Here is a 24115-nt window from a genome sequence, read left to right as displayed (position 1 = left end):
AAGGACAGGTATGCACGGTGAATGATAAAACACTAAACCGAACCCAATGTCCAACACAACACTGATCCTTCATTCAACTGCGAAAAGGGATTCTAAAAAAGAAAAATCCTCAACCGAGGATGAGCTCTGGCTCAAAAGAGTTAAGCTAAAAGTAGAAAAGCAATTATCTGCCCCGTCACTTACCATTGATGAGATTGCCACTCAAATGCATATGAGTGAGCGGCAGTTTTACCGAAAAATCAAGAAAGTGACCCGGCGCACGCCAAACCAACTTATGCAACGGTGGCGGCTGGAACGTGCAAAAGCACTCTTGGATGCCGGAAAAGTAAAGAGCATTAGCCATCTGGCCAAATTAGTCGGCTATGCGAAAACCAATTACTTCTCTAAGCTATTCGAGGCGCGGTACGGTTTTCGTCCCAGTGAGTCTATTGATGTTTTCTGAGATCAAGGCTATATAAAAAGGCCCGTGCAGATGCGCTAGAGCCCTATACTTAGGCAAGACGTCTTTACCGACTCTTGCTTTGCGGGGCTGTACATTCGTTCCCCACACAAAAGCATCACGGACCTTACAAACAACACTAAACAATCACAATCAACCAACAACACCATGCTATCCCCTTCAACCATGGCATCAAAATCAAATCACTCCCCTGCGCAAAGAGAATGGCTAAATAAAGTTGACCGCATTATTGCGAGCAACCTAAAAGACTCTTCCTTTGTAGTCGCACAAATAGCGATGCAGCTATTTGTAAGTGAACGGCAATTTTACCGGAAGTTAAAACTGCTGACGGGCAAAACGCCGAACCAGTATATTCGAAAAGCCAGAATGATAAAAGCTAAGGAGATTATCCGGAAAGGTTATACCGGAGACCTCAACAAACTGGCGAAAATGGTCGGCTACCAAAGAGCTGACTATTTCTCTACCGTATACTATGAGCATTATGGTGTACGTCCTAATGACGAAATCAAGCGCAATTGACTTTGGCAGGATTGTGGCACAAGGTGTCAGAATTGTGTGTAATACCTTGCTTACATTTGTACTGTCCTTATATGGAGGGACTCACAACACTATGAACCACTGATTTAAGTTCCGGGAGGTAAACAGCAACTGACTTCCCATCAATATTCCCCCGCTTACAATTTAATATTTCGGCTATTCCGAACCGACTATGCTGTCATGTATATTCTCTGAATGCTAATGCTGCGAATGGAGAATATGCCAGCACCAGGCATACTAATGTCTGCATCAGGGTAAACCATCAAATGCCCATGCAGCATTAATACCTCCATTGCCCTTTGCCATGAATATGTGGCAGAGTGGCATGGAAGGGGCATGCCTTCAACGAAGTGAACAATCATTTTTAATAAACCTAATTAACACAAACCTTAGAACAATGAAAAAGGTAATTTTAACCGCATTTGCCCTTGTATTGGGCGTAAGCCTGGCTTTGGCTCAGGCTAACAAGTCGGCCATCGATGTAAACGGTGACTCTAACAAGCAAACAGTAGACCAAACTGGTTCTAACAACAGTTCAACTGTTGCACAAGGTGAGGTTGCTGGTAACACTAGTGGACCGGCTACGGCAAACTTCAGTGACGCCTTCGTTACACAGACCGGTGCTGACAACACAGCGCTTACTAACCAGAATGGCAACAACAACCTCGGTGTTCAAACGCAAACTGGTGACCGCAATAGCGCCAGCATCAATGTACAGCGCGACTTTAATACAGGCGCTCCTCAGGCAGGCCCTGGATTCGCTGATGGCAACGAGCACCGCCAGACGCAAACTGGTAACGATAACGTAGCCACCGCTAGCGCTTTTAATGGCCCTAATTTGGGTATTCAAAACCAGACTGGTGACCTTAACGAAAGTAAGTTACAGCAGTCCGGTGGTGTGAGCATGAACGAAGCTTACCTCGACCAAGTAGGCAATGTCAACCTCATATTTGCTCGTCAAACCGGTTCTTCCTATAGTGATGTCGATATCGATCAGATTGGTAATAACAACCTAGCTAAGACAGATCAGACGGGAGACGACAACAGCGCTACTGTTCTCCAGGAAGGCAATGGCAACCGTGTTGGTGGCCCGACTACTACTGGTCCGTTCAGTCAGAACTTCGGTATCATACAAGATGGTAGTGACAACGATGCATCAGTTACTCAGAAAGGAAATGGCAACATTGGTTCCATTGACCAGATGGGCGATCTCAACAAAGCAGTGCAGACCGGCTCCGGTGATGGCAACGTTGTGAGCAATATGCAGACTGGTAATTCCAACCTGGCGCGCACTGAAATCTGGGGCGACGGCAACGATGTTAGCGTTGATCAAATGGGTGATGATAACAATTTCTACATGAACCTCCGCGGTACACCTCCTGCGCCTGGAGGCAGCGTAGACAACAACGGCGTTGATGCTACACAGGATGGCAATGGTAACACAATTTCTGGCTACTTTGGCTTTGATAGCGACAACAACACCGTTGATCTTCTACAGACCGGTGACAATAACAATATTGGCGCTTCTACTTTCGCTGGTGACGGTGTCATGATTGATGGTGACATGAACGGCGTAAATATCATTCAGGACGGCAATGACCACAGCAGCTTGAATAGCATCATGGGTAACGGCAACGCAACGACTGTTACGCAGAACAACAATTAATAGAGCCGTCTTTTAGAGAGGGATCTAAAGCCAGAAACCCAAGAACTAATAGTACATGGTAGTAAGAGAGTGGCGCAAAGCCACTCTCCTCTATCCTTATACTTTAGTTCAACGGATACTCTGTTAAATTAGATTCAACTCACTTATTCCCCAAACTCAGATACCATGAAGCAAATAGTATTATTTGCTGTTATTTTCATCGCCTCCTTCGGTGTCGGCTCGTCTCAGACAGCCAATACCTCAGAGGTAAATACAAGGGGAGATGAGAACACAGTAAGCGTCGACCAAAATGGCAGCAACTCCGCTGAAATCAATCAGGGGATGGCCGGGCTTGGTGATGCATTCGGAGGGGAAGCTATCGTAGTGCAGGACGGCACCAACAATACCGCCCGCACCAACCAAAACGGCTCCCGAAACGCAGCCAGTACCCTTCAAACCGGCACTGGAAACGAAGCCTACGTAGATCAGATCGGTGAGGACAACAACTCCTTCATCGGACAGATCAACGGTAACCAAAACTACGCATCGGTTTACCAAAATGGCAACAACAACGCCTCAGTTGTAGGACAACTGATGGGGGATGCCAATGATGCACATATTTACCAAAACGGCAGCGACCACCTTTCTGTCTTGGGGGACGTTGGCGGCAGTAATAATTATGCCGAGGTCCGGCAGGATGGCCTGGGGCATACCTCCCTGATCACTGAATTGTTCGGTAATGACAACCGCTCGATGATTGACCAGGACGGTACCGGGCACTTGTCAACGATCAATATGATCGGTAGTGACAATACCATCAATATTTTGCAGAACGGCAGCTTCAACACCTCCGAAGTGGGCATTCTCGGTAATATGAATATGGTAGATGTACAACAGACCGGAGCATTCAACAACTCGAATGTAGCGGTTTTTGGGAACAACAACAATTGCGTTGTCAGGCAAGGCCCTACACCATAAGATGACGATGCCCGTGGTGTGAAATCATTGCACTACGGGCCTTTTTTTAAACCAAATACTCCAAACTCATGCGCAACTTAATCTTTTTGCTCGCTTTCGCATCAGCCTGGATAACCGGCTATAGTCAGCCTGTGAATGCACCTACCCCTCAGGCGCTTTTTGACAATGGGCTCAACCTGGATGAACTGGGGCTTTCCGAAGGGCTCGGCGTACTTCAGGAGGGAGACAACAATAACATCTTCATTCAGCAGCAGCAAACTTCCGAAGAAAACCTAAACCTACAGCAGCGAGGCAGTTTCAACAACATCAACTTTTCCAACACTGGGCAGGCTAATGAGCTCCTCATCACACAGCAGGGCCTTTACAACGAAGCAAACCTTGGCGAATTCAGTGGTGATGGCAACCGGATGATTGTAGCCCAGCAGGGTGATAACAACCTCTACGACCGCTCAGGGCCCGCAGGATTCACGCCGGAAGTCGACGGCGTCAACATGATCGTTGAGCAACAGGGCAATGGCAATCAGCTGCAGCAGGTCGAAGATGGCCTCACACCGGCCACTCAGAACCCTTTCGTGGTCCGGCAGTCCGGTGGCGCCAATATTCAAATCCAATTTTCCTCTTTCTACGGAGGTAGGGAGCAGTAATTATAAAACTTAAGTTATGACTTTCAGGATTACCGCACTTTTCGTCTTCCTGGGACTCTTTTTCAGTACCGCCGCCGTTGCCCAAACAGAAGAAACGGAAGACATCCTGGCCACCCTAAAGGTCACGAAAACAGATGGGCAGCTGGAGCTTTCCGCCCACTGCACCAATAACTCCGGGCAGGACCGGTCCTTGTCCTACCAACTCACCATGCTCCGGGTAGATACCCGGCAGAACCGGTCCTCTTCCAAGCAGGGTGGGGCTTTTGAACTGGGCCATGAGGGCAAGCGACGGCTGTCTGTCACGTCTGTCAATATCGATGATGGCAGCTACGTACTCGCCACACTGGATATTTATGAAGGTGAAGACCTCGTCGCTCAGGCCAGAGAAGTCATTGGTGAGATACCCCAAAAAAATAACCCGCCCAAAACAGCACCTACTACTGCCCCGGATCTAAAAAAAAATGGCCCGCAAAACGGGTTCGGTTCAGCCGGACAGGATATAGAGCTCGGTGGCGGCTTCATCGTGGATGAGACCCGCACTCGCTCCGGGCAAGAGTTTTACGAGGCTTTCTATCAAAGCTGGCAGGAGCCCCAAACGCAACTGGGCTATATCATACGCATTGAAGAAAAACCCGCTCCGGGACGGTCCACCCGTGTCAATGTCATTCTTGATGGCGAAGAGGTCTTTGCAAGAATGCTCCCCCCCAAATCTGAACTAATCCGGGAGCTTGCCGAGGCAGTGGCCAATTACATCAACCAAAAAGTAGTACAAAAGGCGCAGGTCGAGCAGGCCCTCGACAGCGACCAAAGTGGCAGCGGCTTGTATTAAGCCTCACTGCGCCGGAATAATTTCCAAACTCTAAATTTTTGAAACCATGAAACCCTTTTCTTTTTTCGTCATGCTCAGCTTCCTTTTGCTGGCAGGGCATTCCAACCTTCATGCGCAGGATTTCACCTACCAGCCCAAGAACCCTGCCTTTGGCGGCAATTACCTTAACTACAGCTGGATGCTCAATTCTGCTAATGTCCAGAATGGATTAACAGACCCTGCTCTGGAGAACAGTGCCGACCGGAGGAGTACGGCAAATAGCCGCAGTTCACTGGATAACTTCACGGAAACCCTCAACCGTCAGTTGCTCAGTCAGATTTCCCGCCAACTCGTAACCAGCCAGTTTGGTGAATTCGGGCTGGAAGAGGGCACTTACAACCTCGGCGATTTCGAAATCACAGTAGTCCCCGGTCTGGACGGGCTCAATGTGACGATCATCGACTTCGCTAATGGAGGCCAGACTCAAATCACGGTACCCTACTTCTAATCCCTAAAAGCAAAATACAATCCCCCCGGCATTCATAAAAACTAAGCCCTTGGCTGAAAGGTAGAGTTTGGATGGCTTGGCTGCCCTAGCCTTAATGAACTGAAAGCAAGATATATTTTGTCTTCCTCTATAGGCAAGATGGGTGGCTAAGCTTTTTCCAAACACAAGGGTTCTCCAAACTCTAATCACTATGAATTTCATTTTAAAAACCTGGCTGCCCGGCCTAATCCTGGTGCTCCTGCTCAGTGGCTGTGGGGCATATATGAACCAGCCCCTGAGCAGTTCACCTGCCCGGCTGGGCGAAGAAACGACCATCACGGACGACCTGCGGCGGTTGCCTGTGCCCAGAGAAAAGGTTGTCGCAGCAGTGTACAAATTCCGTGACCAGTCCGGGCAGTACCGGCCCGCCGAAATCGGTGCCAACTGGTCTACAGCGGTCACACAGGGTGGTACCAGCATCCTTATCAAAGCGATGGACGATTCCGGCTGGTTTGTCCCCATCGAACGGGAAAATGTAGCCAATCTGCTCAACGAGCGTAAAATCATCCGCTCCAGCCGACAACAGTACGAACAAAACAATGGCGGCCCGGTACTCCCTCCCCTGCTCTTTGCCGGTATTATTCTCGAAGGCGGCATCGTTTCTTATGATGCCAACATCGTGACTGGCGGAGCCGGTCTGCGTTACTTTGGAGCTGGCGCTTCCGGGCAGTACCGGCAAGACCGGGTTACCGTTTACCTACGGGCTATTTCCACCTCTAACGGCAAAGTCCTCAAGACCGTATATACGTCCAAAACCATTTTGTCCCAATCGGTAGACGCTGGCCTTTTCCGATTCGTACGTTTTCAGCGCTTACTGGAAGCCGAAACCGGGTTCACCTACAACGAACCCTCTGAAATGGCAGTGACAGAGGCGATAGAAAAAGCCGTATACGCACTTATCATGGAAGGGCTGATCGATGGCCTTTGGGCCGCAGACCCGGAGCAGCAGCAAGCCACAAACCGCCAAGTCGCACTTTTCAAGCAGGAGCGGGCGGAAATGCAGGAGACACAGCTGCTTGGCCGGACCCTCTACGACCGGGAGTCCAGCGCATCCATCACTGTTGCCGCCAGCGGGATGATTTACGATGGCGACTACCCTCAGTCGAGATTAAGGCCTGGTGCCGAGGTAGGGCTTGGGGTTGCCCTCTCCCCCCGCTTCCAGGCCCAGCTCAACCTTGGCACCAGTCAATTGGCAGTGGCTTCCGAACTCTACAAAGAGCGCATACTCTACGGTGATCTTAACCTCATTACTCATATACTACCCGGTGACCGGCTTTCCCCCTACCTTTTGCTTGGAGCCGGTGCGATCCTGGACCAGACCAACACCCTTTCGGCTGGCGGAGCAAGCCAAACTTATCTGAAAGCCAATACCGGCATCGGTATGGAATTTTATATCAATGACTGGATGGCGCTTGATGCCAGCGCTGATTATCATTTTCTCTTTACCGATGAGCTGGACGATATCAGTTCGGGCCGCTACAATGACCTCCTTTGGCGGGTTCGGGCAGGAGTTAAGTTTTTCATTAATAAATAAGCAGGTAAAACCATGAAGTCCATTTATCCACTTCTCATTATTGCGTTCCTGGCGGGCTTTATTACAGCTTGCCAGGAGGACCCTATCGAGGTCGATGCCTACGGACGGCTGGAAGGCACCCTGCTCGATGAAGAAACCTTCGAGCCCATACCCGAGGCCGTTATTACAACGGTACCAGCTACTAATGTTTTTATATCCGATGAGCAGGGCAGGTTCTTTATTGACTCTCTCGCAGCGGACAACTACACCATACGTATCAAAGCGGATGGATACCGGGAAGGTCTCCAAAATATAGAAATTGAGCCGGACCGGACCCGGCAATCTACCATCCTGATGATTACACAGCCCGAGGAAAGCGATATCCTCAGTGCTCCAATTGAACCGCAGCCGCTGGACGGTCTGGAGGGGCTCGAGGTAGGATTGTCGCTTTCCTGGTCGCCAGGCAATGCCACCCAGGACACCATTTACTACGATGTGCTCCTTTATTCAGAACACGACCCGGAAGGCAGGGTGATTGCGGAGGCGACCACCGACACTTCCGTACTCTTAGAAGACCTCAACTACGGTACCACCTACTTTTGGCAGGTCAGGGCTGATAACGGAGAGCAGGAGCCCGTGTTTGGTCCGGTATGGAAATTCTCTACCAAAATATTCCCTGATTACCGCTACCACTACGTACGGGCAGACAGCCTCACGGGAGAACTGAACGTTTTTACCGGGCAGACCGGCGATTTCCAGGGAGGCAATACAGAGGAGATCCAACTGACAAGCGGCATGGGGGACTGCTGGAAACCCCGGATGAGCCCCAACCGGGAAAAAGTGGCCTTCCTTTCTTTTAGTGGTACAGCCCCGCACTTGTTTGTCATGGACCGGGATGGCAGTAATGTCCGTCAGGTCACCGGTGAGATTCCAGTAATGAGCTACGACATAGAGCAGATTGACTATGCCTGGTCGCCCAATAGCGGGCAACTTTTATTCATGAATTTTGACCGGGCCTACAAAATTAATGCCGATGGTACCGGGATGGAATTGTTTGCTCAGGCACCCCAGAGCAGGGCATTTACCGGATTCGACTGGACCGCTCACTCTAACCACGTGGTGGCAAGGGTAAGGGGCAATAACCACTACGAGGATGAACTTTACCTGATCAACCCTGCCGGTACCATGAATATGCTCTTAGCCGATCAGCCAGGCACTTTGGGCAACCCCATGTTTTCAGTAGACGGGACGGCGGTCCTCTACACTTATGATGTCAGCGAAAGCCAAAATGCTAATGGGCGGTTAATTGATGCTGAAATTTTCATTCGGAGCATTAGTACCGGCAGCACACTTAATTTGTCAGGACAAAAGGCTGCTGGCACCAACGATGTTCAGGCCCGTTATTCTGCAACGGGAGGAAGAATCATCTTTACCAGTACGCCCAATGATGGGGTCGGCCCCTCCGCGATTATGTCGGTCAAGCTTGATGGCACAGAGCGCCGTTTTTTATTCGAGGATGCATCCATGGTGGATATGAGATAACATTTTGGGCAACTGCTACAAAATCAGGCACTATGGTCAAAACTCGTATAGCGCACCGGGCACGAACAACATCACCCATGTATAAATCGTCCCAATGCGCTATACGGCTTTCTCGTTTCCTCATTTGGAAGCACCGAAGTGAGCATCCAAGCAGTTGACCCGGCCACCTTACCTGAAAAGAGGGCTTTGTTCCTGGTTTTGGCAGGATTGTGGCATAATACGTCAGGATAATAAGGACAGGGGAGTGTAGCTTTGTACTATACAATTGAGAGCGTAAACACTACGAACAACACTATAAATTTTAGGGAGAGAAGCTGCTTCATATATTGGTAGTTTTTCTCCCTCTCCCCCTCACTTCTACATACTTCCAATTTTGGACGGCCAACTGTCAGCTTAGGCTATGCCACTTCGGCAAAGTTGGTTTACATGCTTTGCCTACTTACGGTGAGCACCGCTTATTAGATAGCAAAGGAGCAACAAGAGCCTGGGTTTCGTGTGAAATTGTACACGAAAGCCTAGCCCGTCCATTTTCTTCATTTATGGAAATTCTCATTTTGTAATAAACCTAATTAACACAAACCTTAGAACAATGAAAAAGGTACTTTTAACCGCATTTGCCCTGGTATTGAGCGTGAGTCTGGCTATGGCTCAATCAAACAACTCTACTATCGATGTGCAGGGTGATGACAACAAGAACACCGTTGACCAGCAAGGTTTTAGCAACACTTCTGATATTGATCATGTCAAGACGGGTGCTGGTGATGATGCCAGTGACAACATCATTTCTGTAACGCAAGTTGGTGACTTCAACAACGCTAAGTACAACGGTACGGGCGGAGACTTAAATGAAGCAACGACTACACAAGATGGTAATGGCCACCGCACAGAGTTTTTGGTTCGCGGTGATGGCAACACATTCAATGCAGACGTCGATGGCAATGTAGGTGGCGGCCAATACAGCGGTAACCAAAGCCGGTGGCGTGTAGGGTCTGCTTTCCCAGGAAGCGCTGATGGCAACCAAATTGACCTGGTACAAAATGGTCAAAATAACGATGCTACTGGTAATATCGATGGCGACTACAACAGCATCGATGTAGATCAGATTGGAGACAACAACCTCGTTGGTTACAACTGGTACTCTACTACCGGTTTCACCGTTGAAGGTAACGATAATGAAGCCAAAGTTCTCCAGAATGGAGATGACAACGAGACGATAATGGCTCAAAACGGCTTCAGCAACAGCACTGATGTTCAGCAAATGGGAGACTCCAACACTGCTGAGGTTGCTCAGGACGGTGATTACAACAGTACAGTTCTGGATCAGCAAGTAGGCGATCAGCGCTTCGTTCAGCGTATGACTGCTGGCGACCGCAACGAAGTAACTGCCAATCAGAATGGCGGTACTGGCAACAACGCCGTACTGGAATTCTGGGGTAGCGACAACAAAGTGACGGTCGACCAGGCAGGCAACGATAACAGTCTGTTTTTCGACCTGCAAGGCGCTGGTGGGACGGTGAACAACAACACCGTTGATCTGGATCAGACTGGCAATGACAACCTGATCTCAGGCAGCATCCGCGGAGCTTCTGACGGAAACGAGGTAGATGTTGCTCAAAATGGCAACAACAACACAGCTTCTTCCTCTGGCCTATTCGCTCAGGACGGTGTTTTCATCATTGGTAACACCAACGACGTAGACATCACTCAGGATGGTGACGGCAACATTACCGAAAACCGTATCGAGGGGGATCTGAACACAGCACTCATCAATCAGGACATGGGTGGCAACACCAGCACCTATGATGCGATGGGTGATAGTAACGCTGCTACTGTAAACCAGCTCAGTGCAGGCAACCTTTCTACCATCTCTCAGATGGGTAGCGGCAACGCAGCATCCGTAAATCAGAACTAAATTGAATCTCAGGGCTCAAACCGTTTAGTTTTATCCCTGCAAAAAGTGTGAGGAGGGCAGCCACTAATCGTTGTCCTCCCTCATTGGGTTAAATAAATAAATTAGCCCCTTTCACAGATACCATGAAGCAAATAGTACTATTTGCCGTTATTTTCACCCTTCTGTCCGCAACAGAGAAGCAATCAAAAAATTTACCGCTATGAATTTCAGGGTTACAGCATTCCTCGCCTTCATGGGTCTTTTCCTCAGCAGTACTACAACTGCTCAAACAGCAGCTGAAGATATCCTGGCCACCTTAAAGCTCACAAAAAAAGATGGCCAGCTTGAGCTCTCCGCAAACTGCACCAATAATTCCGGTAAAGATCAGTCCCTCTCCTACCAGCTCACCATGCTCCGGGTAGATACCCGTCAAAACCGGTCCTCTTCCAAACAGGGCGGTACATTCGAACTGGGGCAGGAAGGCGAGCGGCAGCTTTCTGTTACTTCCATCAACATCGACGAAGGCAGCTACATGCTAGCTACACTGGATATTTATGAAGGCGAAAACCTGGTCGCTCAGGCCAGCGAAACCATAGGAGAGGAAACCCCAGAGAAAGATAGCCCGGTGGAAAAAGCGCCTTCAACAGCCCCGGATGAAAAAAGAAACACCCCGTAAGCACAGGGGCAATGGGTATGGAGTTCGGTGGAGCCGGGCTCACATAAACAAACCCTGTTAGGCTTGACAGGGCTTTCTATTCCAGCAGCTCTGTAATCCGTTCGCGGCAGGACTAAGGCAGCCGCAACACATCGGATTCCGTAAATAAATCCGGCACCTTGATCTCCAGCCCGGGATTGGTATACAATGCGCGCGGCACTGAAATATCGCCCAGGTATAATTCGCCCCGGTAACGTTGTACAGCCTCCTGATACAGTCCTCTTTTCGGCAATGCCAAAGTGAGGGTAGCCCGCGCTTTGATGGCTGGGTTATGAACTATACCGGCGGTGAGTTCTATGCCCGAAGGCGTGTCCAGCGCCAACGTAGGAGCAGCCTGCCGGTTCGCCCATTCAATATAGGCTTTGATAATACCCTGTGGGTCACCCATCAACCGGTAGCCAATGAGCCCGTCAATGATAAGCTCACCTTCCAGACGCTGAGGCAAATCTGTAACGGAAAGAAAGGAGGCACCCATTGCAGATAAAGTCTGATATTGCTGTGAAGTAGCCTTGTTGAGTTCTTCGGGAGGATGGCTTAAATATATCTGTACTTTTGCGCCCCAGTTGATGAGCCGGCGGGCAGCGACCAAAGCGCCCCCTCCATTGTGCCCTTTTCCAACCAGTATCGCGACCATCTTGCCCGCAGGTATACCATCTAAAAAGCGGTCACGAGCCAGAATCGCCAGGCAGCGCCCCGCGTTCTCCATCATCTGCAACAAAGTAATGCCATAGAATTCCGTCATCAAACGGTCGACTTCTATCATTTGGGGGACATCAAGAGTGGGGACCTCGTCCCGAAAAACGCGTATACTGCTCATGGAATGGATTCGTTTCGGTTGCAATAGTACGTATTCTCCGGGAGTTTTTCCGGAATATCAAGGGGTCATTATTCACTGACATTGATACCCGGTGCCAGAATGGCTTTCCACTCCGGATGCCGGGCGATATAACCCGCCATGTAGGGGCAAAGAGGCATCACGACTAAATCATTATCTTTAGCATAGGTCAGGGCCGCTACGGCAAGGTGGCTACCAATGCCATTGCCTTCCAGACCACGGGGCACTTCGGTATGGGTCAGAATCAGTTTCTGGCTCGTCATGATATACTCTGCCACGGCGGTTTTCTCTTCGACTTTCACCTCGAACCGGCGCCTTTCAGGGTTATGCTGCACGGGGTGCTGCGCAAGATCAATTTTCATTGTTCAAAATTTATGCTGACTTGCTGTACCTCTACATCCATTTGGGTGGTGTAGCGGCGGTCAGCGTCCAGGCCAAGGAAAAACATATTGACCTGCTGAGGAAATGTGGTGACTAATATCGCATTATATATTTTTAACACATCCAGCTGTTGGGTGGTCAAAGGAGCACTTTTGAAATAAAGCACCAGCCCCATTTGCTGCTCTGGCTGCATCCGCAGATAGTCCAGGCAGATTTCTTCCCCGCCAGCCCACAGATCGAAGACCTGATCGAAGTAGCCCTCCAAATAGCTGAGCAATTCCGGGTCTTCCGCTTGCTGAACAATATTGCAGCGGTAGCCATAATTGCGCAGAAAAGCGGCTTCCACATCATCCTGGAATACCCGGAAGGTCACTTCAAGGCAACGCCTCTCCGGCTCGTATTTCACTGCTGTATAGCTCATCTTCAGCGGGTGCCAGCTACAGCAAAGCACGATCAGCAAAACGCCTGCCAAAAACAGCCTCATCCTCATGCCGCTACCATTAGCTCCAGGATGATGGTAATGGCGATGCCGCCTGCCGCCCCTGACACCACGAGGTTCCACTCCCGGTGCGGTGCACGCAGAGCGCGGGTGAACAACAACAGCAACAACATAAACAATCCCACCACAATCAACTGCCCGCCTTCCAGCCCCAGGTTGAAGGCCAGCAGCTGATTGACGATGCTGTTTTCCTCACCAAGCAAAAACCGGAAATAGTTCGAGAAGCCCATCCCGTGGATCAGCCCGAAAACCAGTGCCGCCCCGTAATTGAACACCTGCCTGCGGTCAAATAACCGCCCACTGTCCTGAACAGTACCTCTCCGGATGTTATGCACCGCTGTCAGCAAAATCGTAATTGGAATGAGCAGGTCAATCCAGCCCTGCGGTACCCGGATGACATCCAGCGCAGCCAGCGCCAGCGTCAGGCTGTGCCCAATAGTGAAGGCAGTCACGAGTACCAGCACCTTCCGCCATTCTTCCCAACGATACAGTGCGCAGAGCGCTACAATAAACAGAATGTGATCATACCCTTGCAGGTCCAAAATATGGGTAAAGCCTAACTGAAGGTAGGTCCCAAACTCCTGTGCGAAGGCATTATGCAGCAGCATCATAGCTATCCTTTGTTAATCATCGGGACCTCAATAAGAATCAATTCCGTATCGGTGGTTGCTTCCACTGTGATGGCATCTGTTTCCCAAACGCCGAAACCATCGCGCCGTTCCAGAGGTTGTCCGTTGATGGTGCATTGCCCTTCCAGTACAAAGGCATAGACTCCATTGCCCGTATACCGGATAGGGTACTTCACTTTTTTACCGGCATCAAAGTCGCCCCGGCTGTATACCGCCTGCTGATGAAGATACAAGGCCTCCCCTTCTTCCGGAGACGCCAGCACCTGCCATTGATTGTCCCGGCCGGCCGGATCGAACCGCCGCTGATCGTAACGGGGCTTCAACCCCATTTGATTGGGAAATACCCAGGTTTGCAACAACCTGCATACTTCCGTTTGGCTTGCATTGGCTTCAGAATGCCGGATACCGGTTCCTGCGGACATCACCTGTACCTCGTTTTCATGTATGACGCCCTGCCCACCGTTATTATCGGTATGCTGAAGCCCGCCTTCCAGCTGAATGGTAATAATTTCCATATTCTCATGCGGGTGCATGGGAAATGCGCCACCGCCGGCAATCCAGTCGTCGTTGAGCACGCGGAGCAGCCCGAAGTTCATCCGGTCAGGGTCATAGTACCGGTTGAAGGAAAAGGAATGTTTGCCAATCAGCCAGCTGGCACGGGTCTCGCCCCGGGTATCTGCTTTATGCAATACACTTTTGAAGCCCGGATCGGCGGCAACTGCCTGTGCAACCGCTACCGATTTAGCCGACTCTTGGGGTGCTCCCTCAGAAGCGCAGCCCGTTAGTGCGAAGGTCCCGGCAATTGCCAGGATGGAAAGGATGGTTTTCATGATCCAGTAATTTTGTAGGTAAAGGCATTTAGTGGTTTGCGGCTGCGGGTGCCCTGCTCACGACTGCGCAGAGGCTCATCAAGCTGCTCAGGATCGCCCAGGTAACCCAATGCTATAAAACAGACCGGTTCCAGCCCGTCTTTGTTCAGGTCAAATTCCGCGACGGTTTTTTCATAGTCAAAGCCGCCCATCATATGGCCGTAGATATCCAAATCTGCCGCCTGAAGCAACAGGTTGGTATTGGCAGCACCGGTATCATGCATGTAGTGCCGGTTGGGACGGCCATTGCGGCTTAGGTTGGGCTGTGCCAGGCTCAACACCAATACACCGGCATCCTTGGCCCAGGCCTGATTGCCCTCATTGAGGCAGGACAGTAAACGGCTGAAACCTGCTTCGTCCGCATGATGCGCGTAGATGTACTGCCAAGGCTGCTCGTTGAATGCACTAGCCGCCCAGCTCGCCGCCTCAAACAGCGTATTGAGGATCACTTGTGGCACGGGCTGACTGGAAAAAGCCCGGGGGCTCCATCGTTTGCCAATCAGCGGGTGTATCGAAGTCTCCGTCTTTGCTGATTTGCTATCCAGCAATTGTTGATTCATCATAGCAGAATGCTTCGTTTCAATGTTTAAACATCAAAAATAAGGATTTTATTTCGTTTTTGCAACTTTGGAATGGCCGTGACCCGCCATTTACTGCTCAAAAGCGGGAGTTTAACACCGATAGGATAGAATTGTTAACTTTCACGGCTGCTTGTTCGTCTATCTTCTGAACAACTAATGCTGCCCCCTATGACCCTTAGCCGCCAACTCAAGTGGACTGCCTTGTCAAGGACCGGTTTCCGGTTCCTGTTCTCCTATTTTCTGTTGTTTATCCTATCCAATCAGTCGGGCATTTCCAACCTGCTGAGGGGACTGTGGGACCCTATAATTTTGGCATTCGCCAAAGCCCTGTTAGGCGCTGAAATCAGCACGGAGGCCCTGCATACGGGGAGTGGGGACGGGCTTTACAATTATGCCAGTGTAGCCTTTCTTTTGTCGCTGTCGCTGCTGAGTACGCTCATCTGGACCGCCATGGACAAGCGGCACGCCTACGATTGGCTGCTACAGGCGCTCATTGTGGTGGTGCGCTATTACCTGGTGGTGCAGATGGCGATTTACGGTATGGCCAAAGTGCTCCACGCCCAATTTCCGGAGCCGGCTTTTCACCGGTTGCTGCAACCGTTTGGCGAGTCCTCTCCTATGGGGTTGCTGTGGACATTTATGGGCTATTCTTATGGGTACAACCTGTTTACGGGCATAGGCGAGTTGATGGGAGCGGCACTGCTGCTGTTCCGGCACACCACAACGCTGGGCGCACTCGTCACGCTCGGTGTGATGGCGAACGTGATGGTGCTCAATTTCTGCTATGACGTACCGGTCAAACTGCTGTCTACCCATTTAGTCCTCTTCTGCCTGTTCCTGCTGGCACTGGACGGCCCGCGGCTGGCCCGGCTTTTTGTGCTCAACCAGCCCACTGCTCCTGCCCACGCACCGGAGCTTTTCTCAGGCGCCCGCTACCGCAACATCAAGAATATTCTGAAGGGACTGATGATAATTGGAGGGCTCGTCCTGGTAGCTATCGTTACTACCCAGTTTACCAATCAGCCTAAGCCGCCCCTGTATGGTCTGTACAAGGTGGATACGATGGTGCGCAATCAGGATACCCTTCCTCCGCTGATCACGGATGGGCGGCGCTGGCAGCACATTGCGGTGGAATTTCCCGGGCGGGCGGTGATACAAACCATGCCGGGGCACCTGCGTTGGTTTGATCTCGAAGTGGATACCTCAGCTCAGCGGGCTGTTTTCTCCCAGGGGCGTTTCAGCGATACGTTATACTACGACCGCACCGGTGCGGTTTCCTGGCACTTCCGGGGCATCGTTCGGGGCGATACGGTGTCTGTAAAAGCTACCAGGTGGGACAAGGAGCAATTCCTGCTGATGGGCCGTGGGTTCAACTGGGTCAATGAAAGCCCCTTCAACCGATAAAAAACCGGGAGCAAGGCTGCTGCTGTTGCCCTACTCCCGGTCTGCGTGCTGCACTTGTGGGTTACTGTACCGCACGGTCTGCCACCCAGGCAAATACCTGAGGCGAGGAGTCGTTATTCCCAACAATCAGTGCCGGCCGCTGCCCGCCTAAACGGATCAGCGCCATGTCCTTTACATTCCGGTGCGCAAACAGGCCACTCTCCGGCATGTAAAGCGAGGTTGAAAACGTGCCATCGCCATGGCCTTTCAGGTACAAACCCTTGCCTGCGTCATAAGCAGCAGTTTCTACCTCTGTTTCAAAAATATTGCCGGCCAGCACCGCATCCAGATGGCCATCTTTATCGAAATCTTCCACGATAATGCTGTTGACAGGAGCCAGTTGCATCTCATTCGGCAATTGATGCATCTTGAACCCGCTCCCTGTATTTTCCAGGTACACGGTAGCGAAATTGTCCACTTGCAGATGCAGGGCTTCCGCCAGCATATCCGCCCCGTAAATATCTTCCAGAGAGGAAGAAGCGAAGGAGGCATAAGACTTAAATTTATCGGCAAGGAAAGGCATTTGCGTGGTCGAGCACTCCTTCCCCCGAACGGGAACAATTTCGCCTTTGTAATGCTTGCTCAGCACAATATCGGGCGTGCCGTTGCTATCAAAATCGTTGCAGAACACATGCAGGTTTTTCTTTTCACTGGGGTGGAATTTATTGTTTAGCCCAATGTTGCCTACAATGAAATCCTGATCGCCATCCCCGTCAAAATCACCGGGCTCAATGCTGTACCACCAGCCGCGTATGCCTTTGTCTTCCAGTACCGGTACGGATTGCAGTTGCCCTTCCTGATTGCGCAGGTAGGTGATCGGCATCCATTCTCCGACAATCATAAGATCCTCCCAGCCGTCTCCGTCCACATCGGTCCAGGAGGCGTCTGTGATCATGCCTATACGCTCCAGGTCAGGGTACAACTCCTTCGTTACATCCGTAAATTGGCCGCCGTCGTTGCGCAACAGATAGGACTGCGGGTGATGAGGGTACATCCCGGGGAAGGTCCGCCCGCCTACCAGCAGGTCCAGGTCGCCATCTTTATCCCAATCTGATGCCTCCACTACGGCCGTACTTCCCGTGATGCGGGGCAGTGCCGCCGCTGCTTTTGAGAATTGCCCACTGCCATTATTCAAGTACAGACGGTCTTGCAATTGCTGGCTGCCTTCGCGAAAAGCCCCGCCGCCTCCGCTCGCCACATACAAATCCAGGTCTCCATCCTGATCGGCATCAAAAAACAGTGCGCCCAAATCTTCCGAGCCGGCATCTGCGGCAAAGACCGGTTGCGGGGAAGGCTCAAAAACCATAGTATTCGGCTGCAAATAAAGTGCGCCGGGCTGCCCTTTCGCACCACCAACGTAGAAATCTTCCAGCCCATCACCGTTGACGTCTGCTACCGCTACACATGGCCCCAGACGGGATTGACGATGTGGCAACAACACCTCGGTGTCAAAGTCATTGTAGTCGTTTTCCTGATGTACGAAGGTGAGGTTCCGCTGCTGGCTCGTGATATCCATAAAAAGCGGACGACGGTTGTCTTCCGGTTTTGCCGTGCGCTGTGCCTTATTTTTATCAATGGTATGCACCTGATTGATACCGGGCTTCTGTAGGGTGGTCACCTGCCCGTCCGGCCAATGGATTTCAGCCCGGTCTACTGCTGAGGCCTCGCCCAAACCAAAATGTGCGGCCGGTTCCACATAGGACTGATACCCACGGGTAAAGCTGTACTCCGTCATTTGCTGCTGCCCGTCACCGTAGAAAATCCTTACCTTGGCGTTCAGGCAGTCATTGAAGTTGTTGCCTGATTTCAGATTAAACCGGATGTAATTGCCGCTGCCTTTTTCCCGGCTGTTGTTTTTCAGCACAAAGGCTTTGCCTGCCAGGTTATTGGTCACAATATCAAGGTCGCCGTCCTGATCCAGGTCAGCGTAAACCGCTCCATGCGAGAAGGAGGGCTCATCCAGGTTCCAGGCTTTACTAACATCTTCAAAGGTCAGGTCGCCCTTGTTGCGGTACATGTAGTTGGGAATGGGCTGGGAGTTCGCCGTCAGCAAGTGCTTGTAGTAGACCTCCGGTGATTTGCCTTCTGCCTCGTAGCGCTCCTGCAGCCCGATGCGCCAGTCGTTGTCCTTCGTATCCCGGTAGTAGCCATTAGTGACCAGAAAGTCTTTCAGCCCGTCGTTATCAAAATCGGCTAGCAATGCCGCCCAGCTCCAGTCGGTCTGAGAAGTGCCCGCCATGAGGCCAATTTCACTAAAGACCCCGTAACCCCGGTTGAGCTGCAGGGTATTGAACATATACTGCGGTGCGTAGCCCTGAATGTCATTCAGCCAGGTAAACTGATCCACATTCATGGAGGCCATCAGGGTTTTGTTGCGGAAGTGATCTGCCGGAGTCATATCTACCACAGACAAATCGACCAGCCCGTCATTATTGACATCGGCCGCATCACACCCCATGGAGTAGAAAGAGATGTGTGAGTTATGGCTCTTGATTTTATCCGTAAAGGTCCCATCACCGTTGTTCATGTAGAAGAAATCAGGCATGAAATAGTCATTGGCGATGTAGATATCCAGGAAGCCGTTTTCATCAAAGTCAGAAACAGCAAGCCCCAGGCCAAAGCCCGGCTTATACAGGCCCGCTTCCCGGGTAATATCGGTGAATTTTCCGTTGCCTTCATTGCGGTAGAGGGTATTGATATCCTGTTCTTGTATCTCGGGGTCAAGAGCTGCAAATGTAGATGGCCATTTTACCGCATTCCCTTCCCGGTTGCGCAACGAATGATTCATCACGATAAGGTCCAGATCGCCATCATTGTCCATATCGAAGAAGGAGGATTGTGTCGTACGGGAGCCATCGGCGATACCATAGGCTTCCGCCTGTTCTGTGAAGGTGCCATCCTGATTATTAACATACAACTGATTGGCCAGCTTCTGCCGGTCATTGGTGGGCCCGGAGTTGCTGACGTAGATATCAAGCCACCCGTCTTCATTTATATCCACCAGGGTCGCGCCGGTCGACCATTTGTTAGAGGAGGTAATGCCTGCCTGCTTCGTGACATCGGTAAATTTCAGGCCGCCTTCATTCAGGTACAGCGTGTTCTCTGCGTGGTTACCGCAGAAGAACAGGTCGGTCAGCCCATCGTTATTAAAATCGCCGGCAGCCAGGCCGCTCCCGTTATAGTAATAATCGTAATAGCCCAGGTGATGATTGGGTTTTTCAATAATCTTGTTCTCAAAATTAATACCCGTTTCGGAAGCGGGCAGCATGGTGAACTGTTCAGCGGACGCCTCCATAGTATTTGCCGTATCTGCCTGCGGTCCTCCACAGGACTGCACCATCATGCCGATGAGGAATACAATCCCCCCTGAAACTGAGATTTGTCTTTTCATGAGTGTTCTTTTAGTTTTTTCAAATTAACCCTTGCCGTATGAATGGGGGGTATAGGGACTTTAACGTATAATGACCAGTTTTCCGGTACACATCTTTTTTGCTCCGGCCAGACGGTAGGTGTATGTACCTGATGCCAGGTTTGGTGTAATTGCAACCTGCTGCCGGCCCAATGTTTGCTGATAAACCAGTTGGCCCTGAGCATTGTATACGGAAAACTCAGCTGGTAGTTCCATCTGAGCCACAACTTCCAGTGGTTGCCCGGACCGAACAGGATTAGGGTACACCAAAACCGCCTGCCCCGTTGGCAATCCTACCGCAGAAGTCAGGTCCCCCTGAAGGATTTGCAGTTGCGCGCCCTTCATGCCACTCAGCGCGTCTTCCCATGCAAAGGCGGCCTCCTCGCTGTCGGGTAGTATTTCCAGGGCAGTACCCGCGGCCATCCACTGTGCATCCCCCGCATTGGCATCCCGGCGGGCCAGCTCAAAAGCTTCCGGCTGCCCGGGGGCGTTAGGGTGAAGCTCAAAACCGGAAAGCTTCAAGGTCGCCACCGGCTCAGCGTTTGGAAGGTTGCCGTAGGTATTTAGTATCCAGTAACCGGTATCGGGCTGTACCATCGGGCCGGCTACGAGGCTCGGCGGCACATTTAACCGAGTGGCGACTACAACTGACTCCGTGACCAGGTCTGTATTCAGGCTTAGATTTATACCCGTCTCCCCGAAAGTATAGCTGCCTGCATTTTGGACGGTTTGCCGCGCACTTTGCCCACCTCCTACCGGTGCCTGCGACAGCGTTCGGGCGGCAGCTCCAGTCAGGAATGCATGATTGACGCCAGCTTTGTTGAGAATACTGCCCTCCGCTTCATTGAATTGGTAATAGCCGACCAATCCTTGTTCTGTTTCGGGGCGGGCAGTCAGGTGGCGGTTTAGGCGTACTTCTTCGATTGACAACGCCCGGTCGTATACCCGGACCTCATCCATCAGCCCTTTGAAGCCTCTTTGTACCCATCCCCGATAACTGCCCAGAAAGAGGGCTGTATTACGCAGATCCACCGCCTCGGGGGAAAAAGTGTGGCTCGCCGGCTCGCCATTCAGGTAAACGGTAATGCCATCAGGCTTTACCACCAAAGCTACATGCGACCACTCATCGGCAGGCACAAAAAGACCACTGCTCCACCACCAGGCACCGCCTGGCCAGTGATAACCCAACTCCATATCTGGCCGGAAGTTGAGGCCAGCTGCCGGACCGCTTTCCGTAATGGCAATACCGGTGTATTCCGCCTGTGTGCCGTAGGGATGTATCCAGGCAGTGAGGGTTAGCTCGGGTGCCGTGGCAGGCAGGGCGTCAATAATCGCATAATCGCCCCACTCCTGGGTTTCCATACACAACCCAGGAAGGCTGTCTGCCCGGCAGGCTTCCACGGTGATCGGCGGCAGGGCCCGCATGCCACTTTCGCCTGTGCCATCAGTGATGCTGAGTACAGCCGTATAAGTTCCGGGAGCTCCAAATACCACTTTAGGATTGCGGGATTGTGGATCGCTAATGTAGGCGGGGGCGGGCTCAAAGGCCCACGACCAGGAAGCGCCTTCGTGGCGGAGCACCGAGTAATCATCAAAGTAAAAGGTATCCCGTGAACAGCCGGCCTCCAGCTTATCCACCGTAGGTTGCACCATCAGGCGGCTTGGGGTCACTAGTGGTGCCTCCCAGGCGCCATTGCTGTAGGTGCCGACCCGGAGTTTGCCATCCCGGTAGAAAGGTCGGAAAATATTGGTGTTCGTGCGCATCGGCAGGCCTTCGTTGTAGAATGCCCAGTCCTCCATGGTTTCATCCCGGTAGAAAACGGCTCTGTCCGTACCAATATATACCGTACCAACGGTGCCCGCCTGGAAGAGCATGGTATGAATGCGGTGCCCGTCCAGCAGCGGGGTCGTTGCATTTTCCCAGGTCTGCCCACCATCAACGGAGTGGAAGACCTTGGCCCCGTCGTTGGCATTATGGGCGAAGTAAGCCCAAATGTCGTTCTCGTTTTCGGGATTGAGGGCCAGCCCGCCGGCACGCTTCGAAACCGGACTACCGGGAAAATCCAAAGTAGTCCAGTTCAAGCCCCCATCTTCCGTCCGAAGCAGGTGCGCCCCAGTGAAAGTGGTGCGCTGGTAAACGTATACAACATTCGGATTGCTCCGGCATACTTCCAGTTGCATCACGGGCTGATCCTCGTTGCCAAATTCAGCGATCAGGGTGTAAGAACGTCCGCCATCGGTCGTTTTCCAAATTTTGTTCTCCCGCCCCAGATAGAAATGGTTGTAGCAATGAGGCAAGAACTCGATCTCGCTGGAGTGGGTCGAAAAATAGGACTCCGTGGGGTAGAGCTCCAGCTTGGGTGCCTGCAATACGGCGCCCGACAAGCTTTGTGGCACAATTTGCGAACTGATATCCGAAAAGTAGGCGATATTACGCCCGCCCGGCTGCACATAGCCGGTTGGGGCCTCCGCTCCGCCCAGTCGCAGGGACTGCCCCTGCTCAAATTCGGGCCGGATAGCCGTATTGCCATTGTGGTAACGCCCGCCAACTACCAGGTCTTCGTTCCAGGCACTGCCAAAACCCCAAAACTCAGAGCCCGTAATGCCGTATTTCCTCGACTCTACCGTAGCAAATTCATCATCCGTAAAGTCTATGCCGCCATCGGTGCCAAGCCATATCCCGTCCGGACCGACCGTGATCTCCTGCATATCGGGGTGGATCCAGGTGTTGCCCTGATAGCCGCCTATGACGTTGAAAACGGCACCACCATCTGTTGACTTGTACAAGCTGACCCCACCGGTGTAAACGATATCTTCATCGAAGGGCGAAATCGCAAGCACATAATCATAAAAGCCCTGATACGGGCCTCCCCCGCCCTCGTTGATCATTATATTTTTGTGGTTTGCAGACCCACCGCTGTATTCGTAGGGCCCGCCCACGTGAGGGCCCTGCAAATTCCAGGACTCCCCATTGTCCGTGCTTTTCCATACCCCCAGGTAACCATCATCCCCTGCTTTTGAGTTGCCGATCAGCCCGGCGACCACCAGGTCTGGATCGAGCGGAGAGACGGCGATCTTCGCACCGCCATCATTCAGGAAAGGGCTGCTCAGGTCAGGATCGTACCAGCCTTCGGCTTTGACCGTCCAGCTTTGGCCGCCATCTTCCGACTTTTCAAAAATGCAGCGGGGCTCGGTACCGTGGTTGCGCACCAGATACAGCACTTGTGGTTCATCAGGCTTAAATTCAATATCATAAACTGAAGCACCGGTCAGGTGAGACCAGTTCGCACCCCCATCTTCGGTCAGCCAAAGCCCGTCCACGCCCCCAACCAGGATACGCTGTCCGTCTGCCGGGCTTACCGCGATGGCATTCACCCCGAGTGCAGCCTGTGGCAGGTCGGCGGCATCCAGTAGTATCTCCCAACTTTCGCCACCATCTGTGGTGCGGTAGAGGCGCTCCCAGTCACCGGCGTACACGACTGATGCATTGTTGGGATCGATGCGGACGATGCGGACGTTATTCATCATGGTATTGGCAGAGACATGCATCCAGGTTTGCCCGCTGTTGTCGGATCTGAATACGCCTCCGCTTTCGGTGCCGCAGTACAGCACGGACGGACTGGTATCCGACTGATCGAGCGTGTAGACATTGACCTGCCAGGACACTTCGAACTGCCCCTGCCCTTGCGTGAAGGTCTCGAAAGGACCGATATTCGTCCACGTTCCGGTTTGCCGTTGAGCTTCCTGCCCAGACAATGCACGCTGATAGGCTGTTTCCGTTTGGCGGCGTTCCTGAGCCGTTGGCCAGTTCAGGCTTCCATCCTGTTGAACGTAGGGTTCTACCTTAGGCCGCCAGTGCTTGTAGTTTTGGGTGTGGGTATTTTTTTCGAAGGCATGCGTGCGGTAATAGGCCTGATAAGCGCTATCCACCAAGCGGATATTCGGCTCGGGCGCGTACATCAGCTGCGCCCAGGCAGGCGTATTTTCCGTAATTTCCGGAATCGTTTTCAGCCACTGCGATTGCCCGGCGAGTGGTAGCGCTCCGGACAGGGCCGTAATGATTAGCGTCCAAAGGATACGGTGAGGAAGGTTACGGGTCAGGTCTGCCATATCACTGAAGTCTGTGTTTTAGACCTGAAATATACAGCATCCGGGGCACTTAGTAGTTTGACGGAAATAAATGATAAAT

General features: G+C 51.7%; 20 protein-coding genes. 12 read left to right on the top strand and 8 right to left on the bottom strand.

Going from position 1 to position 24115, the window contains the following annotated elements:
- Positions 1–46 precede the first annotated feature (46 nt).
- The 11 genes from MRY86_RS05150 (at position 47) to csgH (MRY86_RS05100) (ending at position 11241) form a co-directional block, all read left to right on the top strand.
- Positions 47–442, top strand: coding sequence for a helix-turn-helix transcriptional regulator (locus MRY86_RS05150; protein ID WP_293566566.1), 396 nt, complete (start codon positions 47–49; stop codon positions 440–442).
- 183 nt (positions 443–625) lie between these two features.
- Positions 626–979 carry a helix-turn-helix transcriptional regulator gene (locus MRY86_RS05145; RefSeq protein WP_293566565.1) on the top strand — a complete coding sequence of 118 codons (354 nt, stop codon included), beginning with the start codon at positions 626–628 and terminating at the stop codon, positions 977–979.
- A gap of 415 nt (positions 980–1394) precedes the next feature.
- Positions 1395–2663, top strand: a complete 1269-nt coding sequence (locus tag MRY86_RS05140; RefSeq protein ID WP_293566564.1) for a hypothetical protein — start codon at positions 1395–1397, stop codon at positions 2661–2663.
- Positions 2664–2828: 165 nt separating this feature from the next.
- Positions 2829–3620 (top strand): hypothetical protein, encoded by a 792-nt coding sequence (locus MRY86_RS05135; protein ID WP_293566563.1) that lies wholly within the window; start codon positions 2829–2831, stop codon positions 3618–3620.
- Between the two features lie 68 nt (positions 3621–3688).
- Entirely contained in the window at positions 3689–4264 is a 576-nt protein-coding gene (locus MRY86_RS05130) for a hypothetical protein (RefSeq protein ID WP_293566562.1), read from the top strand.
- A 16-nt stretch (positions 4265–4280) separates the two neighbouring features.
- Positions 4281–5093: a curli-like amyloid fiber formation chaperone CsgH gene (gene csgH / locus MRY86_RS05125; protein ID WP_293566561.1), complete on the top strand. Its 813-nt coding sequence runs from the start codon at positions 4281–4283 to the stop codon at positions 5091–5093.
- Positions 5094–5139: 46 nt separating this feature from the next.
- Positions 5140–5580, top strand: coding sequence for a curli production assembly/transport component CsgF (locus tag MRY86_RS05120; protein ID WP_039723634.1), 441 nt, complete (start codon positions 5140–5142; stop codon positions 5578–5580).
- A 190-nt stretch (positions 5581–5770) separates the two neighbouring features.
- On the top strand, positions 5771–7153 hold the full coding sequence (locus tag MRY86_RS05115) for a CsgG/HfaB family protein (protein ID WP_293566560.1): 1383 nt from the start codon (positions 5771–5773) through the stop codon (positions 7151–7153).
- Positions 7154–7165: 12 nt separating this feature from the next.
- Positions 7166–8674: a carboxypeptidase regulatory-like domain-containing protein gene (locus tag MRY86_RS05110; RefSeq protein ID WP_293566559.1), complete on the top strand. Its 1509-nt coding sequence runs from the start codon at positions 7166–7168 to the stop codon at positions 8672–8674.
- A 589-nt stretch (positions 8675–9263) separates the two neighbouring features.
- Entirely contained in the window at positions 9264–10586 is a 1323-nt protein-coding gene (locus MRY86_RS05105; protein WP_293566558.1) for a hypothetical protein, read from the top strand.
- A gap of 199 nt (positions 10587–10785) precedes the next feature.
- Positions 10786–11241: a curli-like amyloid fiber formation chaperone CsgH gene (gene csgH / locus MRY86_RS05100; protein WP_293566557.1), complete on the top strand. Its 456-nt coding sequence runs from the start codon at positions 10786–10788 to the stop codon at positions 11239–11241.
- 112 nt (positions 11242–11353) lie between these two features.
- On the opposite strand, the gene MRY86_RS05095 is transcribed toward csgH (MRY86_RS05100), so the two are convergent.
- The 6 genes from MRY86_RS05095 to MRY86_RS05070 form a co-directional block, all read right to left on the bottom strand.
- Positions 11354–12097: an NAD(P)H-hydrate epimerase gene (locus tag MRY86_RS05095; protein ID WP_293571043.1), complete on the bottom strand. Its 744-nt coding sequence runs from the start codon at positions 12095–12097 to the stop codon at positions 11354–11356.
- A 68-nt stretch (positions 12098–12165) separates the two neighbouring features.
- Entirely contained in the window at positions 12166–12477 is a 312-nt protein-coding gene (locus MRY86_RS05090; protein ID WP_293563036.1) for a GNAT family N-acetyltransferase, read from the bottom strand.
- Entirely contained in the window at positions 12474–12986 is a 513-nt protein-coding gene (locus MRY86_RS05085; protein WP_293563035.1) for a DUF6702 family protein, read from the bottom strand. Before MRY86_RS05085 ends, MRY86_RS05090 begins: the two co-directional genes overlap by 4 nt.
- Positions 12983–13606: a HupE/UreJ family protein gene (locus MRY86_RS05080; RefSeq protein ID WP_293563034.1), complete on the bottom strand. Its 624-nt coding sequence runs from the start codon at positions 13604–13606 to the stop codon at positions 12983–12985. Before MRY86_RS05080 ends, MRY86_RS05085 begins: the two co-directional genes overlap by 4 nt.
- Before the next feature lie 2 nt (positions 13607–13608).
- Positions 13609–14454, bottom strand: coding sequence for a pirin family protein (locus MRY86_RS05075; RefSeq protein ID WP_293563033.1), 846 nt, complete (start codon positions 14452–14454; stop codon positions 13609–13611).
- Positions 14451–15056 carry a nitroreductase family protein gene (locus MRY86_RS05070; protein WP_293563032.1) on the bottom strand — a complete coding sequence of 202 codons (606 nt, stop codon included), beginning with the start codon at positions 15054–15056 and terminating at the stop codon, positions 14451–14453. Before MRY86_RS05070 ends, MRY86_RS05075 begins: the two co-directional genes overlap by 4 nt.
- 186 nt (positions 15057–15242) lie before the next feature.
- Here MRY86_RS05070 and MRY86_RS05065 point away from each other — a divergent pair, with 186 nt between their 5' ends.
- Complete coding sequence (locus tag MRY86_RS05065) at positions 15243–16478, top strand: hypothetical protein (protein WP_293563031.1); 1236 nt, start codon at positions 15243–15245, stop codon at positions 16476–16478.
- A 61-nt stretch (positions 16479–16539) separates the two neighbouring features.
- Here MRY86_RS05065 and MRY86_RS05060 read toward each other — a convergent pair whose 3' ends face one another.
- Positions 16540–19908, bottom strand: a complete 3369-nt coding sequence (locus tag MRY86_RS05060) for a VCBS repeat-containing protein (protein WP_293563030.1) — start codon at positions 19906–19908, stop codon at positions 16540–16542.
- 60 nt (positions 19909–19968) lie between these two features.
- Positions 19969–24036, bottom strand: coding sequence for a LamG-like jellyroll fold domain-containing protein (locus MRY86_RS05055; protein ID WP_293563029.1), 4068 nt, complete (start codon positions 24034–24036; stop codon positions 19969–19971).
- Positions 24037–24115: the final 79 nt, after the last annotated feature.

Origin of the sequence: Phaeodactylibacter sp. (genome assembly GCF_022763345.1) — a bacterium.
Classification (GTDB): domain Bacteria; phylum Bacteroidota; class Bacteroidia; order Chitinophagales; family Saprospiraceae; genus Phaeodactylibacter.
The sequence above is the reverse complement of the archived record's forward strand: the minus strand, read 5'-3'. Positions and strand labels throughout refer to the sequence as shown.

Bases quoted from the DNA above. Each gene is read 5' to 3' on its own strand.
- MRY86_RS05120 (WP_039723634.1), top strand. From the start codon at position 5,140: ATGAAACCCTTTTCTTTTTTCGTCATGCTCAGCTTCCTTTTGCTGGCA.
- MRY86_RS05060 (WP_293563030.1), bottom strand. From the start codon at position 19,908: ATGAAAAGACAAATCTCAGTTTCAGGGGGGATTGTATTCCTCATCGGC.
- MRY86_RS05115 (WP_293566560.1), top strand. From the start codon at position 5,771: ATGAATTTCATTTTAAAAACCTGGCTGCCCGGCCTAATCCTGGTGCTC.
- MRY86_RS05110 (WP_293566559.1), top strand. From the start codon at position 7,166: ATGAAGTCCATTTATCCACTTCTCATTATTGCGTTCCTGGCGGGCTTT.
- MRY86_RS05055 (WP_293563029.1), bottom strand. From the start codon at position 24,036: ATGGCAGACCTGACCCGTAACCTTCCTCACCGTATCCTTTGGACGCTA.
- MRY86_RS05090 (WP_293563036.1), bottom strand. From the start codon at position 12,477: ATGAAAATTGATCTTGCGCAGCACCCCGTGCAGCATAACCCTGAAAGG.
- MRY86_RS05130 (WP_293566562.1), top strand. From the start codon at position 3,689: ATGCGCAACTTAATCTTTTTGCTCGCTTTCGCATCAGCCTGGATAACC.
- MRY86_RS05070 (WP_293563032.1), bottom strand. From the start codon at position 15,056: ATGATGAATCAACAATTGCTGGATAGCAAATCAGCAAAGACGGAGACT.
- MRY86_RS05135 (WP_293566563.1), top strand. From the start codon at position 2,829: ATGAAGCAAATAGTATTATTTGCTGTTATTTTCATCGCCTCCTTCGGT.
- MRY86_RS05145 (WP_293566565.1), top strand. From the start codon at position 626: ATGGCATCAAAATCAAATCACTCCCCTGCGCAAAGAGAATGGCTAAAT.
- csgH (WP_293566561.1), top strand. From the start codon at position 4,281: ATGACTTTCAGGATTACCGCACTTTTCGTCTTCCTGGGACTCTTTTTC.
- MRY86_RS05085 (WP_293563035.1), bottom strand. From the start codon at position 12,986: ATGAGGATGAGGCTGTTTTTGGCAGGCGTTTTGCTGATCGTGCTTTGC.
- MRY86_RS05065 (WP_293563031.1), top strand. From the start codon at position 15,243: ATGACCCTTAGCCGCCAACTCAAGTGGACTGCCTTGTCAAGGACCGGT.
- MRY86_RS05140 (WP_293566564.1), top strand. From the start codon at position 1,395: ATGAAAAAGGTAATTTTAACCGCATTTGCCCTTGTATTGGGCGTAAGC.
- MRY86_RS05075 (WP_293563033.1), bottom strand. From the start codon at position 14,454: ATGAAAACCATCCTTTCCATCCTGGCAATTGCCGGGACCTTCGCACTA.
- MRY86_RS05095 (WP_293571043.1), bottom strand. From the start codon at position 12,097: ATGAGCAGTATACGCGTTTTTCGGGACGAGGTCCCCACTCTTGATGTC.
- MRY86_RS05150 (WP_293566566.1), top strand. From the start codon at position 47: ATGTCCAACACAACACTGATCCTTCATTCAACTGCGAAAAGGGATTCT.
- MRY86_RS05080 (WP_293563034.1), bottom strand. From the start codon at position 13,606: ATGATGCTGCTGCATAATGCCTTCGCACAGGAGTTTGGGACCTACCTT.
- MRY86_RS05105 (WP_293566558.1), top strand. From the start codon at position 9,264: ATGAAAAAGGTACTTTTAACCGCATTTGCCCTGGTATTGAGCGTGAGT.
- csgH (WP_293566557.1), top strand. From the start codon at position 10,786: ATGAATTTCAGGGTTACAGCATTCCTCGCCTTCATGGGTCTTTTCCTC.